This window comes from Aquabacterium sp., from assembly GCF_049274795.1.
GTDB lineage: Bacteria > Pseudomonadota > Gammaproteobacteria > Burkholderiales > Burkholderiaceae_C > Aquabacterium.
Window position 1 is genome coordinate 1 of record NZ_JBASTH010000022.1, and the last position, 14,334, is coordinate 14,334.

Consider the following 14,334-nt stretch of genomic DNA (forward strand, 5'->3'; position numbering starts at 1 on the left):
CGCTGGAGTCGAGGCATCAGGCGCTGGGGAGAACCAGAGCAGGTCTATCTCAACCAACGAGACAAGGAGCGCCGAGCGGCATAAGCAATTTAAAGCTCGACGCGTCAACTACCTTGACAGACGCCGGATCGACCGTGGCATCAATCTGGGCGTCTGAATAGGCTCGCCCGAGGATCTTGGTCAGCAGGCGGCCACTCACGCTGGCGGATCCGCTGAAGGTGCCTGTCTGAAAGGCCTCATGGCTTGGCGCGGAGATCACGAAGCTGTCCGACCAGGATGCCGTCGCGTTGCCCTGGAAGCCTCCCGCCAATCCATCGCTGGCTGCAAAGCCTGCTGCCTGCAGTGTGCCAGGGGTGCTGGAGGCCTGGGCCCTGATCGTGGCGCCTCCTGGAACAAGCCTTTCAATGCCAGCCTGCGCCCCCTGTTTGTCCTGGGTGTCAGACTGGCTCAAGGTGTGGCCACTCACGAACGCGGATGCGGTGGCTCCGGTCGTTGTCGCCATCGCGTTGCTGGCAACGGTCAGGGCGAGAAGCCATGGGGCCAGCACTGCAGGTGTTCCAGAGATCCGCATCGCCGTGCTCCTCCCAAGTGGCTTGTGAGCAAGGCTACGCCGATCCAGGGCCTGAGCCCATCCCTTGTTTTTCTGCCTTCCTGGCTTGTTCTCCCTCGTTCTAGGGCTTCCAGGCAGAGGGAGAAGAGGGCTCAACCCAAGCCACGGCGGCGTTCAATCTCACCGGCATCGGCCTTGTTCTGCAATATGGTCCGACTGCTTGGTCCGACTACTGGGCGCACAAGGGCGTCTTGCCGATGTTTCCCCAGGTCCGGTAGCGCTTGGTGTCGATGTGGATGCGCCCGGAGGCATAGCGGCTCATGCCCATGTTCCAGGCTTGCCCTTCGTCTTGCCAGAAGCGGCACAGGCCGGCGATCCAGCGGGATTGATCCTCCGCCGTGGTGATGTCCAGCGCGAAGTGCGTCTTGTGGGCGCTTTGGGCGGCACCATGTGCGCAGTTATTCAAGGCCGGGTTGCGGTAGGCGGAGTGCACTTCGAAGGCTGGCAGAAGTTGGCGCCGCTGGAGTTCGGCCACCAGCTTCAAGGTCAAGCGCACATCAGGCCAGTTGCTGCGCGGCGGTACCTCGAAAGGCACGGCGCCGCAACGCTGCCAATCACTGGCGGTGCGCAGCAACTGGCGCAGGGGGATGATGCCGGCCAGTTGCTCCTGGGCCAGAAACGCCTCGAAGGCCTGAACCTGTGCGGGCTGGCCGGATCGCCATTGTTCGAACAGCACGGTGCTGCGCTCGTCAATGGCCTGTGCCAAGGCCAGGCCAGGCAAGGCCATCAGCAAAAGGAACAAACGGAAAAGGAAGAAGCGAGAAAGGCGGTTCATGCCTGCTGGTGCGCGCCATGCTTGTCAGGACGCGCCCATTAGACATCAACCGCCTTGGCTCAACGCCTGGGTGCCGATCAGGCCAGATCGAAGCGATCCAGTTCCATCACCTTGGTCCAGGCCTTCACGAAGTCCTGGACGAACACGCCCTGCGCATCGCTGGAGGCATACACCTCGGCCAGTGCCCGCAGTTGCGAGTTGGAGCCGAACACCAGGTCGGCCACGGTGGCCGTCCACTTGGGCGCGCCAGTGCCGCGGTCACGGCCTTCCAGCACGTTCTCGTCGGCATCGGTGCGCTTCCACACGGTGTTCATGTCCAGCAGGTTCACGAAGAAGTCGTTGCTGAGCGTGCCTGGGCGTTGCGTGAGCACGCCGTGCTTCGTGTGGCCGGTGTTGGTGTCCAGCACGCGCAGGCCGCCCACCAGCACCGTCATCTCCGGTGCGCTCAGGGTCAGCAGTTGGGCCTTGTCGACCAGGCGCTCGCCCACGGCACCCTTGAAGCCCTGGCGCACGTAGCTGCGGAATCCATCGGCCTTGGGCTCCATCACCTCGAAAGACGCTACATCGGTCTGCGCCTGCGTGGCATCCGTGCGGCCGGGGTGGAAGGGCACGGTCACGTCCTGGCCGGCGGCCTTGGCCGCGGCTTCGACGCCGGCATTGCCCGCCAGCACGATCAGGTCGGCCAGCGAGATCTTCTTGCTGCCGCTCTGTGCATCGTTGAAGGCCTTGCGCACAGCCTCGAGCTTGCTCAGTACCTGAGCCAGTTCGGCCGGCTGGTTCACGTCCCAGTCCTTCTGCGGGGCCAGGGCGATGCGTGCACCGTTGGCGCCGCCGCGCTTGTCGCCACCCCGGAAGGTGGAGGCCGAGGCCCAGGCCGTGCCCACCAGTTGGCGGATGCTCAGGCCCGAGGCCAGCACCTGGGCCTTGAGCGCGGCCACGTCGGCGTCATTGACCAGAGGGTGGTCCACGGCGGGCACCGGGTCTTGCCAGATCAGTACTTCGCTGGGCACCAGCTTGCCCAGGTAGCGCTCACGCGGGCCCATGTCGCGGTGCGTCAGCTTGAACCACGCACGAGCGAAAGCATCGGCGAACTCGGCCGGGTTCTGGTGGAAGCGGCGCGAGATCTTCTCGTAGATGGGATCGAAGCGCAGCGACAGGTCGGCCGTGGTCATCATCGGCGCGTGCTTGATCGACGGGTCGTGCGCGTCGGGGATCATGTGCTCGGGCTTGACGTTCTTGGCGCGCCACTGGTGGGCGCCGGCCGGGCTCTTGGTCAGCTCCCATTCGTAGCCGAACAGGGTGTCGAAGTAGCCGTTGTCCCAGGTGGTGGGGTTGGGCTTCCACGCGCCTTCGATGCCACTGGTGGTGGTGTGCACGCCATGGCCTCCGCCGAACTTGTTGATCCAGCCCAGGCCCATGTCTTCGACCAGGGCACCTTCGGGCTCGGCGCCGACCAGGCTGGGATCGCCCGCGCCGTGGGCCTTGCCGAAGGTGTGGCCGCCGGCCACCAGGGCCACGGTCTCTTCGTCGTTCATGGCCATGCGGGCGAAGGTGTCGCGCACGTCTTGGCCCGAAGCCACCGGGTCGGGGTTGCCGTCCGGGCCTTCGGGGTTCACGTAGATCAGGCCCATCTGCACGGCGGCCAGCGGGTTGGCCAGATCGCGCTTGCCGGAGTAGCGGCTGTTGGGTTTGTCGCTGGTGGCCAGCCATTCGGCCTCGGGGCCCCAGTCGATGTCGGTGGGGGGCTCCCACACATCGGGGCGGCCACCGGCGAAGCCGAAGGTCTTGAAGCCCATCGATTCGAGGGCGACGTTGCCGGTCAGGATCATCAGGTCGGCCCAGGAGAGCTTGCGGCCGTACTTCTGCTTGATGGGCCACAGCAGGCGGCGGGCCTTGTCCAGGTTGCCGTTGTCGGGCCAGCTGTTGAGCGGGGCGAAGCGCTGGGTGCCCGAGCCGCCGCCGCCACGGCCGTCGGCCAGGCGGTAGGTGCCGGCCGAGTGCCAGGCCATGCGGATGAAGAGGGGGCCGTAGTGGCCGTAGTCGGCGGGCCACCAGGCTTGCGAATCCGTCATCAGGGCGGTCAGATCCTTGACCACGGCGTCCAGGTCCAGGGTCTTGAACGCCTCAGCGTAGTCAAAGCCGGGCTCCATGGGGTTGGAGAGCGCGGAGTGCTGGTGCAGGATCGACAGGTCCAGCTGGTTGGGCCACCAGTCGGTGTTGCTGCGGATGCGGGCGGGGGCTGGTTGCGCGCCGTGACCGAAAGGGCACTTGGCTTCGTTCGACATTTTGTTCTCCTGTGGTGACAATGGGCAACGACGGACAAAGTCTAGGAGCGTGCCCCGCAGCCCGCAATCCAAGAATTTCTATGGCACGCATAGGCATGTGATCGTCCTGTCCTTTCGGACCATGGGCTGTTTCATGCTGCGGTAGCATGCCGCGCAATGTTCCGCCGGCTTCCCCGTCCGTTTCCCCTTTCGTCGTCCATGCAACTCAAGGCGAAGATCGTCCTGCTGGCCGCGCTGCCGCTGCTGCTGAGCCTGCTGGCCATCGGCGTGTCGGTGCTCGACCAGCAGCGCACCCTGGCGCGCCAAACGCAGTCGCTGGTGCGCGAGGCCTACATGAACGCCCGGCGCACCGAGCTCAAGAACTACGTGGATCTGGCCATCGGCATGCTGCAGCCGCTCACGGCCTCCGCACCCGCGCAGCGCACCCCGCAGGAAGAGGCCGAACTGCAGCGCCGCGCGCTGGCGGCCCTGGAGGCGCTGAACTATGGCCACGATGGCTATTTCTTCGTCTATGACCAGCACGGCACGGTGCTGATGCACTCCCGCCAGCAGGAGCTGATCGGCAAGAACCTGTGGAACCTGCAGGACACCCATGGCCGCTACACGATCCGCAACCTGCTGGCCCAGGCCAAGGCGGGGGGCGGCTACGAGAACTACCTGTGGCGCAAGCCCTCCAGCGGGCAGATGTCGCCCAAGCTGGGCTATGTGGAGCTGCTGCCGCCCTGGGGCTGGATGGTGGGCACGGGCCTGTACCTGGACGACATCCAGGCCACGCTGGCCGAACTGGACATGGAGATGAACAACAGCATCCGCACCACGCTGGGCTGGCTGATGGCGCTGGCCGCCGGGGGCACCGTGGCGATCAGCGTATTCGGGCTGATGCTGAACCTGCGCGAGCACCGCCAGGCCGATGCCAAGCTGCGCCTGATGGCGCGGCAGGTGGTGCAGTCGCAGGAAGATGAGCGCGCCCACCTGGCCCGTGAACTGCACGATGGCACCAGCCAGACCCTGGTCGCCGGCAAGCTGCTGATCGAATCGGCCGTGGTGGAGCTGGAAGGGCGTGGCCAGACGCCGCCGGATGCGCTGGCGCAGGCGCTCAAGCGCATCAACGATGCCCTGCACGAGGTGCGCCACCTGTCGCACAGCCTGCGCCCCGCCTTGCTCGACACCCTGGGCCTGCCGGCCGCGCTGGCGCACCTGGCCTCGGAGTTCGGGCAGCACGCCGGCCTGCGCATCGAGGCGCACACCGAAGGCCCCGAGACCGAACTGCCTGATGAAGTCAAGACCGTTTTGTTCCGCGTGGCGCAGGAGGCCCTGACCAACGTGGCCAAGCACGCCCGGGCCACCACGGTGGACCTGAGCCTGGCCTTCGAGCCGGACCACATCGAGCTGCGCATCAACGACGATGGCCGTGGCTTCGACGTGGACCGTATCAGCGCACACCCGACCGCGGGCATCGGGCTGCGCAACATGCGTGAGCGCCTGGCCGCCATCGGTGGGCGGCTGGAGGTGCACGCGGACCAGCCCTCCAAGGCCGCCCCCATGAGCGCAGATGATGCGCTGCACGGCACCCTGGTCATGGCCAGTGTGCCGCGCCATGCCCTGCAGCGCTGGGCGCTCGATGAAGCCATGCAGGCCTCGTCGGTACCCGTGGCGCGCGTGCTGGACAATGCCACCGCCCGCAGCCTGGACACCTGACATGACCGATCCCGCCTCCATCCACCTGCTCATCGTCGACGACCACCCGCTGGTGCGCGACGGGCTGCGCCTGCGCTTGGGAATGCTGCCGTCCATCGCCTCCGTCGGCGAGGCGGGCAGTGCCGGCGAGGCTTGGGACTGGATGGAGCGCTGCCCGCCCGAGACCACGCCCAACCTGGTCCTGATGGACGTGGGCATGAAGGACACCAACGGCATCGACCTGACGGCCGCGCTGCTGGAGCACTACCCGGAGCTGCGCATCCTGATCCTGAGCATGTACGACAACCCCGAGTATGTGCACCGCGCGCTGCAGGCCGGCGCCCGCGGCTACGTGCTCAAGGATGCGCCGGCCAGCGACATCGTCAGCGCCATCGACACGGTGGCGGCCGGCGGCACCTACCTGAGCGCGGCCGTGTCCGGGCGCCTGTTCAGCCGGCCCGATCCCAAGCCGGTGCTGACCCCGCGCGAGGCCGAGATACTCAAGGCCCTGGGGCAGGGCCAGAGCAGCAAGCAGATCGCGCGTGATCTGGACGTGAGCGTGCGCACCGTGGAAACGCACCGCCAGAGCATCAAGCGCAAGCTGGGCATCGAAGGGCAGGCCGAGCTGATCAAGGTGGCCGTGGAGCGCACGCGCGACTGAGTCTGCCCTGCGGACCTAGGGTTATCGAGTACGTGCTCCCACGCGCAGCCCCTGCGCAGCACGACGGATGCGCCGCACGGCTGCATGGGCGAGACTGCCGCAGCCCCCAAGGCCAGCGGCACGTGCCGCATGGCCGGCCCTGAGGAGACAAGACCATGCTCGACAACTTGAAGCGCCACGCCGTGTGGCTGCTGATATCCATCCTGGGCGCCTTTGCCCTGGCCACCGTGGCGCTGGGCCGCGGCGAAGCCATCAGCGCCTTGTGGGTGGTGGTGGCCGCGCTGTGCGTCTACCTGATCGCCTACCGCTACTACAGCCTGTACATCGCCACGCGCGTGCTGCAGCTGGACCCCACGCGCCGCACGCCGGCCTGGGCGCACAACGATGGGCTCGACTACGTGCCCACCAACAAGTACGTGCTGTACGGCCACCACTTCGCGGCCATCGCGGGCGCAGGCCCGCTGGTGGGCCCGGTGCTGGCCGCGCAGATGGGCTACCTGCCCGGCCTGCTGTGGCTGCTGGCCGGCGTGGTCTTCGCGGGGGCGGTGCAGGACTTCATCGTTCTGTTCATCTCCAGCCGGCGCGACGGCCGCTCGCTGGGCGATCTGGTCAAGCAGGAGATGGGCACGGTGCCCGGCCTGGTGGCGCTGTTCGGTGCTTTCATGATCATGATCATCATCCTGGCGGTGCTGGCGCTGATCGTGGTCAAGGCCCTGGCGCACTCGCCCTGGGGTACCTTCACGGTGGCCGCCACCATCCCTGTGGCGCTTTTCATGGGCCTGTATGTGCGCTACCTGCGCCCGGGCCGCATCGGCGAGGTGTCCATCATCGGCTTCGTGCTGCTGATGCTGGCCATCGTGGGTGGCCAGTGGGTGCATGACAACCCGGTCTGGAACGCCGCCTTCACCTTCGATGGCAAGGCGCTGACCTGGATGCTGATCGGTTACGGCTTCGTGGCCGCCACGCTGCCCGTGTGGCTGCTGCTGGCCCCGCGTGATTACCTGTCGACCTTCCTGAAGATCGGCACCATCATCGCGCTGGCCGTGGGCATCCTGATCGTGGCGCCCGAGATGAAGATGCCGGCCATCACGCAGTTCGCACAGGGCAACGGCCCGGTGTGGTCGGGCAGCCTGTTCCCCTTCCTGTTCATCACCATCGCCTGTGGCGCGGTGTCGGGCTTCCACGCGCTGATCTCGTCGGGCACCACGCCCAAGATGCTGGAGAACGAGACGCACGCCCGCTTCATCGGCTACGGCGGCATGCTGGCCGAATCCTTCGTGGCCGTGATGGCACTGGTGGCCGCCTCGGTCATCAACCCTGGCGTGTACTTTGCGATGAACAGCCCCCCGGCGCTGGTGGGCACCACCCCCGAGGCCGTGGCCGCCACGCTGTCGACCTGGGGCTTCGTGGTCACACCCGACGTGCTGATCCAGACCGCCAAGGACGTGGGTGAGAACACCATCCTCAACCGTGCCGGCGGCGCCCCCACCCTGGCCGTGGGCATGGCGCAGATCCTTCACGAGGTGATCAGCGGCGACGGCATGATGGCCTTCTGGTACCACTTCGCCATCCTGTTCGAGGCGCTGTTCATCCTGACCGCGGTGGATGCGGGCACGCGGGCCGGCCGTTTCATGCTGCAGGATCTGCTGGGCACCTTTGTGCCCGCCCTCAAGCGCACCGAGAGCCTGCCCGCCAACCTGCTGGCCACTGGCCTGTGCGTGGCCACCTGGGGCTACTTCCTGTACCAGGGCGTGGTCGATCCGCTGGGCGGCATCAACACGCTGTGGCCGCTGTTCGGCATCGCCAACCAGATGCTGGCTGCCGTGGCGCTGATGCTGGGCACCGTGGTGCTGTTCAGGATGAAGCGCGAGCGCTTCGCTTGGGTGGCCATCCTGCCGACCATCTGGCTGCTGGCCTGTACGCTGACGGCCGGCTGGCTCAAGGTGTTCTCGTCCGACGTGAAGGTGGGCTTCCTGGCCAATGCCGACCGCTATGCGAACGCCCTGGCCCAAGGCCAACTGCTGGCCCCGGCCAAGACGCAGCACGCCATGGAGCAGATCGTGTTCAACAACCGCCTGGACGCCGGCCTGTGCCTGCTGTTCCTGTTCGTGGTGCTCACGGTGCTGGTCTACAGCGTGAAGGCCTGCCTGCAGGCGCGCGCCCAGAATCGCGCCACCTCCAGCGAGACACCTTACCACCGCCTGCCGGACGAAGCCCTGCAGGGCGCCCGAGGCTGAGGCTGAGATGGCTGCGCAAGGCAACGATCATTTCTCGCACGGCCGGCCGACCTCGCCGGCCGACCCGGGCGAGCCATCCGGTGCAAAACGCTGGATGGGCTCGCTCGGGCAAGCGGGGCGTTACCTGGGGCAGAGCCTGCGCCTGATGGTGGGCATGCCCGACTACGACAACTACCTGAACCACATGGAGCGCACGCACCCGGATCAGGAGCCGATGAGCTACGAGGCCTTCTTCCGCGAGCGGCTGGAGGCGCGCTACGGCGGTGCCGCTGGCAAGTGCTGCTGACGCTCTGGATGGCGCCTGTACGCTGATCCATGTCGAGCCCGACAGGCCGCGCGTGCGGCCTGTTCATCGCGGCAGCAGGCGCTTGATGGCCGCATCGAGGGCCGCTTCACCCCCTTCGCCGAAATGCCGCAACACCACGCGGCCATCCGGCCCCACCAGGTACTGCGCAGGCCAGTAGAGGTTGCGCCAGGCCGTCCAGGTGGCAAAACCGTTGTCCTGCGCCACGGCGTACGTCAGGCCATGGCGCTTGACGGCGGCACGCACATTGGCCGTGTCCCGCTCGAAGGGGAACTCCGGCGAGTGCACCCCCACGATGATCAGGCCCCGCGCGGCATAGCGCGCCTGCAATTGCTGCAGGTGCGGCAGCGTGCGGATGCAGTTCACGCAGGCGTAGGTCCAGAAATCCACCAGCACCACCTTGCCCTTGAGCGAGGCCATGCTCAAGGGCGGGCTGTTGATCCACGGCCCCAGCCCGGCAAACTCGGGCGCCTGCTCGCCGATGTCCACCGGCGCCGCCTGGGCCGAAGGCAGCAGCACGTCGCTGGCCGAGCTGGCGGCGCTGGACACGGTGCGTGCGAGCCAGGCCATGGCCTGCGTGTCCACCTGGGCCAGCATGGCCACGGCGGTGGCCAGCACCATCGCTCCGAAGGCCTGGCGCAGGCGCCCGGCATGGCGTGCCAGCAGGCCCAGGCGCGTCAGCGCCCAGTGGCCGCCGTGGGCCAGCAGCAGCATGGGCAGGCCCGCGCCGAGGGCATAGGCCATCAGCAGGGGCGCGGCCTGCGCGGGCGAGCCGGCCCCGACCGCCAGGGCCAGGATGGACGCCAGCACCGGGCCGGCGCAGGGCGTCCACAGGGCGCCGAGTGTTGCCCCCAGCAGCAGGCCGCCGGCCGCGCCGCCTCGGTCGAAGGTGCCCAGGCGGTGCGCCTCACAGGCCAGCGCCCCCAGCGGACGTGACAGCCCGGCCATCAGGCGATCCGTCAGACCGGGCCACAGCATCAGCAGGCCGGTCAGCAGCAAGGTGGTGGCGGCCACGTGGCGCAGGCCTTGCGCCGACAGGCCCAGCGCCTGGGCCGAGGCGCCGAAGAGCAGCACCACGCCCACGAAGCCCAGCACGATGGCGATGGGCCGCAGGCGCCCACCCTGCACCGAGACACCCAGCATGGCCGGCAGCAGCGGCAGCACGCAGGGGCTGGCCACGGTGGCCAGGCCGGCGCCAGCGGCCAGCGCGGTCTGTGCGAGGTCGAGGCTCATCACTGCGCTCCTTGCGGCGTGAAAGCTTGGGCCGCAGGCCGCGCGGTGGCGGCCGCATCGGCGCGACGCCACACCTGCGTGCGGCCGAACAGCGGCAGCCCGACATAGGGCCGCAGCACCAGGCCGCGGTAGGTCTTGCCGTTCTCGCGGTTGTAGATGTGGCCCTGCCAGCCCGAGGGGGCGCTGCCCTTCGTGCCGTCGCCATCGGGCATGAAATCCTTGAGGATGGTCATGACCAGGGCGGGGCGCGTGTCCACTGGCGTCATCACCTCGCCGGGGCGGCTCATGGACTGCGTGCCCAGCACGCGGGTGATGGTGCCGCACCAGGCGGGCCCGCAATGGGCGATCTCCACCTCCACATTGCCGTTGGCGGAGATCCAGCGGCCTTGCGGGCTGCCCGGCGGCGGGGTCTCTCGATGGGGCGGGTGTGTTGGGCATGGCGGGCTCCGGTGCTTGCGTTGAACGAGCCTCCATTGCAGGCGCCACGCGTATCCGGCGTTTGTCCGCCCAGGCGCTGTTGAGCAACCGTGCTTGTCAGCTCAGGCCGCAGACAAACTGCGATACAAAAATCCCCTGGTGCCTGGCGCTTCAAGTGCTGCCGCGTCATGCGCAGGGCTTAAGGTAGCGCCCATGGACACCCCCGATCACCTGCTGCTGGTCGACGACGACCGGCCCATGCTGGGCCTGCGGCGCGATTACCTCGAAGCCAGCGGCTACCGCGTCAGCACCGCTGCGAACGGGCGCGAGATGCGCCAGGTGCTGGCCGGCCACCGCATCGACCTGGTCGTGCTGGACCTGATGCTGCCCGGCGAGGATGGCCTGTCGCTGTGCCGCGACCTGCGTGCGCGTGGCGAGGGCCACATCCCCGTGCTGATGCTGACCGCGCACGGCGACGAGGCCTACCGCGTGCTGGGCCTGGAGATGGGCGCCGACGACTACCTGGCAAGCCCTTCGCCAGGCGCCCGGCGCGAAGGAGCTGGCTTTCTGTGACTGGCGCCTGGACACCACCGCGCGCCATCTGCTGGAGCCCAGGGCACCGTGGTGCCGCTCACCGGCGGCGAATACCGGCTGCTGATGGTGCGGATCGAGCACCCGCAGCGCGTGCTCACGCGCGACCAGTTGCTCAACCTCACGCAGGGGCGTAATGCCGACCCGCTGGACCGCTCCATCGACCTCCTGATCAGCCGACTGCGCCGCCGCCTGCGTGAGGAGTCGTGCGAGCCGCGCTACATCAAGACCGTGCGCAGCGAGGGCTATGTGTTCTGCGCCGAGGTCGCCTTCCGGGGGCCGGCGGCATGAGCACGGCCAGGGAACAGCTTGTGCCCGAGGCGCCAGCCCAGCCAACGCGAGCCTAGTGGCCCCGCACGCTGGGCTGGCGCATAGGGCTCATCCTGCTGGGCGGGTTGGCGCTGGCCTATGGGCTCTCGCTGGCCTCGATCATGCGCGAGCGCCAGGGCGTGGCCGACACGATGATGCGTGCCTACGTGGCGCGCGACCTGGCCTCGTCGGTGGGCGTGCTCGACCGCCTGCCCGTGGCCGAACGTGCCACCTGGCTGGCACCTTTGTCCCGGCCTAACTACCGCCTGGCTCTGGGTGACGAGCTGGACGTGGCGGCGGCCCCGGGCGCCGAGCCTTCTGCCATCGCGCTGGCCCTGGCTGCCGACCTGCGCCAGCGCCTGGACGACAGCCGTGTGCGGGGCCTGGCGCCTGAAGGCGAGCGCGGCGCCCTGATCCGTCTGCGGCTGGCCGACGGCACGCCGTTGGCCGTGCACCTGGCTCCGCCCATGCGGGGCGTGAACGCGGCCAACGCGGCCTTGCTGCTGGCGCAACTGGCCGTGCTGGGCGCTTGCGTGGCCTGGGCGGTGCGCCTGGCCACGCGGCCGCTGGCACAACTGGCGCAGGCCGAGGTGCTGCCGTCCATCGATGCGGCGGATTCTGCCGAAGTGCAGCGCGCACATAGCGCCTTCCAGGCCATGCAGGCTCGCATCCGCGAGCACATGGCCGAGCGCCTGCAATTGCTGGCCGCCATCTCGCATGATCTGCAGACGCCGATCACCCGCCTGCGCCTGCGCACCGAGGCGCTGCAGACACGGCGCTGCGCGAGAAATTCGAGTCGGACCTGCTGGGCATGCAGCGGCTGGTGGAGGAGGGCCTGGCCTATGCCCGCACCGTGCACGCCAGCGCCGAGCCCGCCTGCCCGGTGGACCTGCACGCGCTGCTCGATGGCCTGGTGTGCGACTACACCGATGCCGGCCGGGCCGTGACGCTCGATGCCCCGGCCACGCTGGTGGTGACGACACGCCCGCAGGCCGTGCAGCGCATCGTCGGCCACCTGGTGGACAACGCGCTGAAATTCGCCGGGGCGGCCAAGGTGTCGGCGCAGACTGCGATGGGCGGAGGGTTGGCGCGCGACACTTTTTGGCTCACGCGTCAGGCTTTTCGTGTCGCGCGTGACATACCCGTGTGTGACACGCCACCCTCAAAGCGTCATCGTCGAAGCTGAACGCCTCGCGTGCCGCGGTGCGGCGATGATGGGCCGACCCAGTACCCCAAGTTGTCCACCGTTGTTGTGGATAACTTTGTGCGGAAGGAGGGGAGAAGGGCGGGGGAAGGGCAATTTCCCCTGGGAAGCGGGTTGGCTTGCCTCAAAAGGCAGCACACAGCGCCCCCGCGGTGTTTCACGCCCGTCGGCGGGTGGTTTCACGGCCTGCAAGGCGGTGTATTGCTGCAGCACCGCCTGGAACAGGGCGATGAAGGCCTAGATGTCGGCCTCCGTCTTGACGAAGGGGGCGCAGTCTTCCAGCCAGCCATCGAGCACGATGTTGTTGACCTTGGACAGCAGGCGGGCTACGTGGTCCAGGGCGTCGCGCGAGGCTGCCAGGAAGCGGTCGCCCGCCGGGCTGCCATCACCTTGCGAGACCCCCAGCACCTGCTTGAGCATCTCGAAGGTGAGCGCGACTTCCTGAGGCGAGGCCATGGCCTCGTCCACGCGCGTGGTGCTGCTGCACGGCCATGAAGGCACGGCCGCAGCGGGCAAGGTCATCGAGGCTTTCGGCCACGTGGCCATCGGCTCGCTGATGCACGATCTGCCGTTCGGCGAGTCCTTCCGCCAGTACGCGCTGCTGACCATCGGTGACGGCCTGGTCGCCCAGATCCCGGCGCCGCTGCTGTCGGCCGCCGCCATCATCGTCACCCGCATGAGCGACGCGGGCGATCTCTCGCAGCAGATCGGCTCGCAGCTGCGGGCCTCGCCCAGCGTGCTCTACAGCGCCGCCGCCGTGATGGGCGTGCTGGCGGTGATCCCGGACATGCCCTGGCTGACCTTCCTGTGCTTCACGGCGGTGCTGGCCTTCGCGGCCTGGCGCATGGACCGGTGGCACAAGGCCAGGCTCGCAGCGGGGGAGGCCGAGGCCCTGGGCGCTGCGCTGCTCACATCGCCGACCGAGCCGGAGTTGAACTGGTCCAGCCTGCCGGTGGTCGAGCCCATCTCGGTGGCGCTGGGCTACAAACTGGTGGGGCAGATCGACCAGGCGCAAGGGGCGCCGCCGCTGCTTAAGCGCGTGAAGGACGTGCGCCAGAACCTCAGCGAGCAACTGGGCGTGCTGCTGCCGCCGATCGGGGTGCGTGATGACCTGGCGCTCAAGCCCTCACAGTATTCGGTGCTGCTGGCGGGGTGCCCATTGCCCAGGCAGAGGTCTTCCCGGATCGCTTGATGGCGGTGCCATCGCCCCAGGTGTACGGTGATCTGGATTGCATCCCAGGTGTGGAGCCGGCTTATGGGCTGCCAGTCACGTGGATCGAGCCGGATCAGAAGGCCCACGCACTGGGCCTGGGCTACCAGGTGGTCGATGGGCCCAGCGTGGTGGCCACGCACCTGTCCAAGCTGGTGCGCGACAACCTGCCCGAGCTGTTCCGCCATGAAGATGTGAGCGCGCTGATGGAGCGCTTGTCGGCCTTGTCACCCAAGCTGGCCGCCGCGCTTAAAAAGGCCATCACGCCGAGTCTGCTGCTCAAGGTGTTTCGGGCCTTGCTGGTCGAGAACGTGTCGCGCAAGGACATCGTGCCCATCGCCACCACCTTGCTGGACAACGCCGAGGCCGTGAAGGATCCGATCCTGCTCGCCGCCGAAGTGCGCTGCACCCTGCGTCGCCAGATCGTGAGTCACCTGTGCGGCACCAGGCCCGAGATGAAGAGCTTCAACCTCAGCGGCGAGCGGGAGAACATGCTGATGGGCGCGCTGAACCAGGCTCGGCAAGCAGGTAAGGTGATGCTCGATAGCTTCCCGGTGGATCCGAACCTGCTGTCGCAACTGCAGACGCACATGCCCATCGCCCGTGAGCAGATGAAGCAGCAGTCCACGGCGCCGCTGCTGCTGGTGATGCCGCAGATGCGCCCCCTGCTGGCCCGCTATGCGCGGCTGTTCGCGCCAGGGCTGCATGTGCTGTCCTACAACGAGATCATCGAGAACCGCGAGGTCAACATCATCGGCACGCTGGGTTGATCGGCTGGCGGCCTCACCGAGGCCAGGGCATGCCTGCGTGGCCGGGGTGAT

The 14,334-nt window shown here is 68.0% G+C and carries 12 protein-coding genes and 2 pseudogenes; 8 read left to right on the forward strand and 6 right to left on the reverse strand.

Translation table 11 applies throughout. From position 1 onward, the window contains the following. Window positions 1-49 precede the first annotated feature (49 nt). From WAQ08_RS02470 to katG, 3 genes are all read right to left on the reverse strand, one after another. Window positions 50-451, reverse strand: a complete 402-nt coding sequence (locus tag WAQ08_RS02470; RefSeq protein WP_422189055.1) for a hypothetical protein — start codon at window positions 449-451, stop codon at window positions 50-52. A gap of 328 nt (window positions 452-779) precedes the next feature. After that, the gene (locus tag WAQ08_RS02475) at window positions 780-1,385 is read right to left on the reverse strand and encodes a D-Ala-D-Ala carboxypeptidase family metallohydrolase (RefSeq protein WP_422189056.1); all 606 of its coding nucleotides are present in this window, start codon (window positions 1,383-1,385) and stop codon (window positions 780-782) included. 77 nt (window positions 1,386-1,462) lie between these two features. Further along, window positions 1,463-3,670 carry a catalase/peroxidase HPI gene (gene katG / locus WAQ08_RS02480; RefSeq protein WP_422189057.1) on the reverse strand — a complete coding sequence of 736 codons (2,208 nt, stop codon included), beginning with the start codon at window positions 3,668-3,670 and terminating at the stop codon, window positions 1,463-1,465. Between the two features lie 198 nt (window positions 3,671-3,868). Between katG and WAQ08_RS02485 the strand changes: the two genes are divergently transcribed. From WAQ08_RS02485 to WAQ08_RS02500, 4 genes are all read left to right on the forward strand, one after another. Continuing rightward, window positions 3,869-5,368 carry a cache domain-containing protein gene (locus WAQ08_RS02485; RefSeq protein WP_422189058.1) on the forward strand — a complete coding sequence of 500 codons (1,500 nt, stop codon included), beginning with the start codon at window positions 3,869-3,871 and terminating at the stop codon, window positions 5,366-5,368. 1 nt (window position 5,369) lies between these two features. Beyond that, window positions 5,370-6,008 carry a response regulator transcription factor gene (locus tag WAQ08_RS02490; protein WP_422189059.1) on the forward strand — a complete coding sequence of 213 codons (639 nt, stop codon included), beginning with the start codon at window positions 5,370-5,372 and terminating at the stop codon, window positions 6,006-6,008. 155 nt (window positions 6,009-6,163) lie between these two features. Continuing rightward, window positions 6,164-8,245 carry a carbon starvation CstA family protein gene (locus tag WAQ08_RS02495; RefSeq protein ID WP_422189060.1) on the forward strand — a complete coding sequence of 694 codons (2,082 nt, stop codon included), beginning with the start codon at window positions 6,164-6,166 and terminating at the stop codon, window positions 8,243-8,245. Between the two features lie 94 nt (window positions 8,246-8,339). Then, the gene (locus WAQ08_RS02500) at window positions 8,340-8,531 is read left to right on the forward strand and encodes a YbdD/YjiX family protein (RefSeq protein ID WP_422189092.1); all 192 of its coding nucleotides are present in this window, start codon (window positions 8,340-8,342) and stop codon (window positions 8,529-8,531) included. A gap of 63 nt (window positions 8,532-8,594) precedes the next feature. Here WAQ08_RS02500 and WAQ08_RS02505 read toward each other — a convergent pair whose 3' ends face one another. Together WAQ08_RS02505 and WAQ08_RS02510 are read right to left on the reverse strand one after the other, a co-directional pair. Continuing rightward, the gene (locus WAQ08_RS02505; protein WP_422189061.1) at window positions 8,595-9,782 is read right to left on the reverse strand and encodes a cytochrome c biogenesis protein DipZ; all 1,188 of its coding nucleotides are present in this window, start codon (window positions 9,780-9,782) and stop codon (window positions 8,595-8,597) included. Continuing rightward, window positions 9,782-10,261 carry a DUF2147 domain-containing protein gene (locus WAQ08_RS02510; RefSeq protein WP_422189093.1) on the reverse strand — a complete coding sequence of 160 codons (480 nt, stop codon included), beginning with the start codon at window positions 10,259-10,261 and terminating at the stop codon, window positions 9,782-9,784. The genes WAQ08_RS02505 and WAQ08_RS02510 overlap by 1 nt, the downstream gene beginning before the upstream one ends. Window positions 10,262-10,412: 151 nt before the next feature. On the opposite strand from WAQ08_RS02510, the pseudogene WAQ08_RS02515 reads away from it, so the two are divergent. The 3 genes and pseudogenes from WAQ08_RS02515 (at window position 10,413) to WAQ08_RS02525 (ending at window position 12,285) form a co-directional block, all read left to right on the forward strand. Continuing rightward, window positions 10,413-11,081: pseudogene (locus WAQ08_RS02515) on the forward strand (response regulator). Between the two features lie 104 nt (window positions 11,082-11,185). Next, a complete protein-coding gene (locus WAQ08_RS02520; RefSeq protein WP_422189062.1) occupies window positions 11,186-12,046 on the forward strand; it encodes a hypothetical protein in 861 nt (286 codons plus the stop codon). Then, window positions 11,983-12,285 (forward strand): hypothetical protein, encoded by a 303-nt coding sequence (locus WAQ08_RS02525; protein ID WP_422189063.1) that lies wholly within the window; start codon window positions 11,983-11,985, stop codon window positions 12,283-12,285. The genes WAQ08_RS02520 and WAQ08_RS02525 overlap by 64 nt, the downstream gene beginning before the upstream one ends. Window positions 12,286-12,540: 255 nt before the next feature. On the opposite strand, the gene WAQ08_RS02530 is transcribed toward WAQ08_RS02525, so the two are convergent. After that, window positions 12,541-12,759 carry a hypothetical protein gene (locus WAQ08_RS02530; protein ID WP_422189064.1) on the reverse strand — a complete coding sequence of 73 codons (219 nt, stop codon included), beginning with the start codon at window positions 12,757-12,759 and terminating at the stop codon, window positions 12,541-12,543. Between the two features lie 61 nt (window positions 12,760-12,820). Here WAQ08_RS02530 and WAQ08_RS02535 point away from each other — a divergent pair. Continuing rightward, a pseudogene (locus tag WAQ08_RS02535) lies at window positions 12,821-14,283 on the forward strand (FHIPEP family type III secretion protein); the annotation flags it as partial. Window positions 14,284-14,334: the final 51 nt, after the last annotated feature.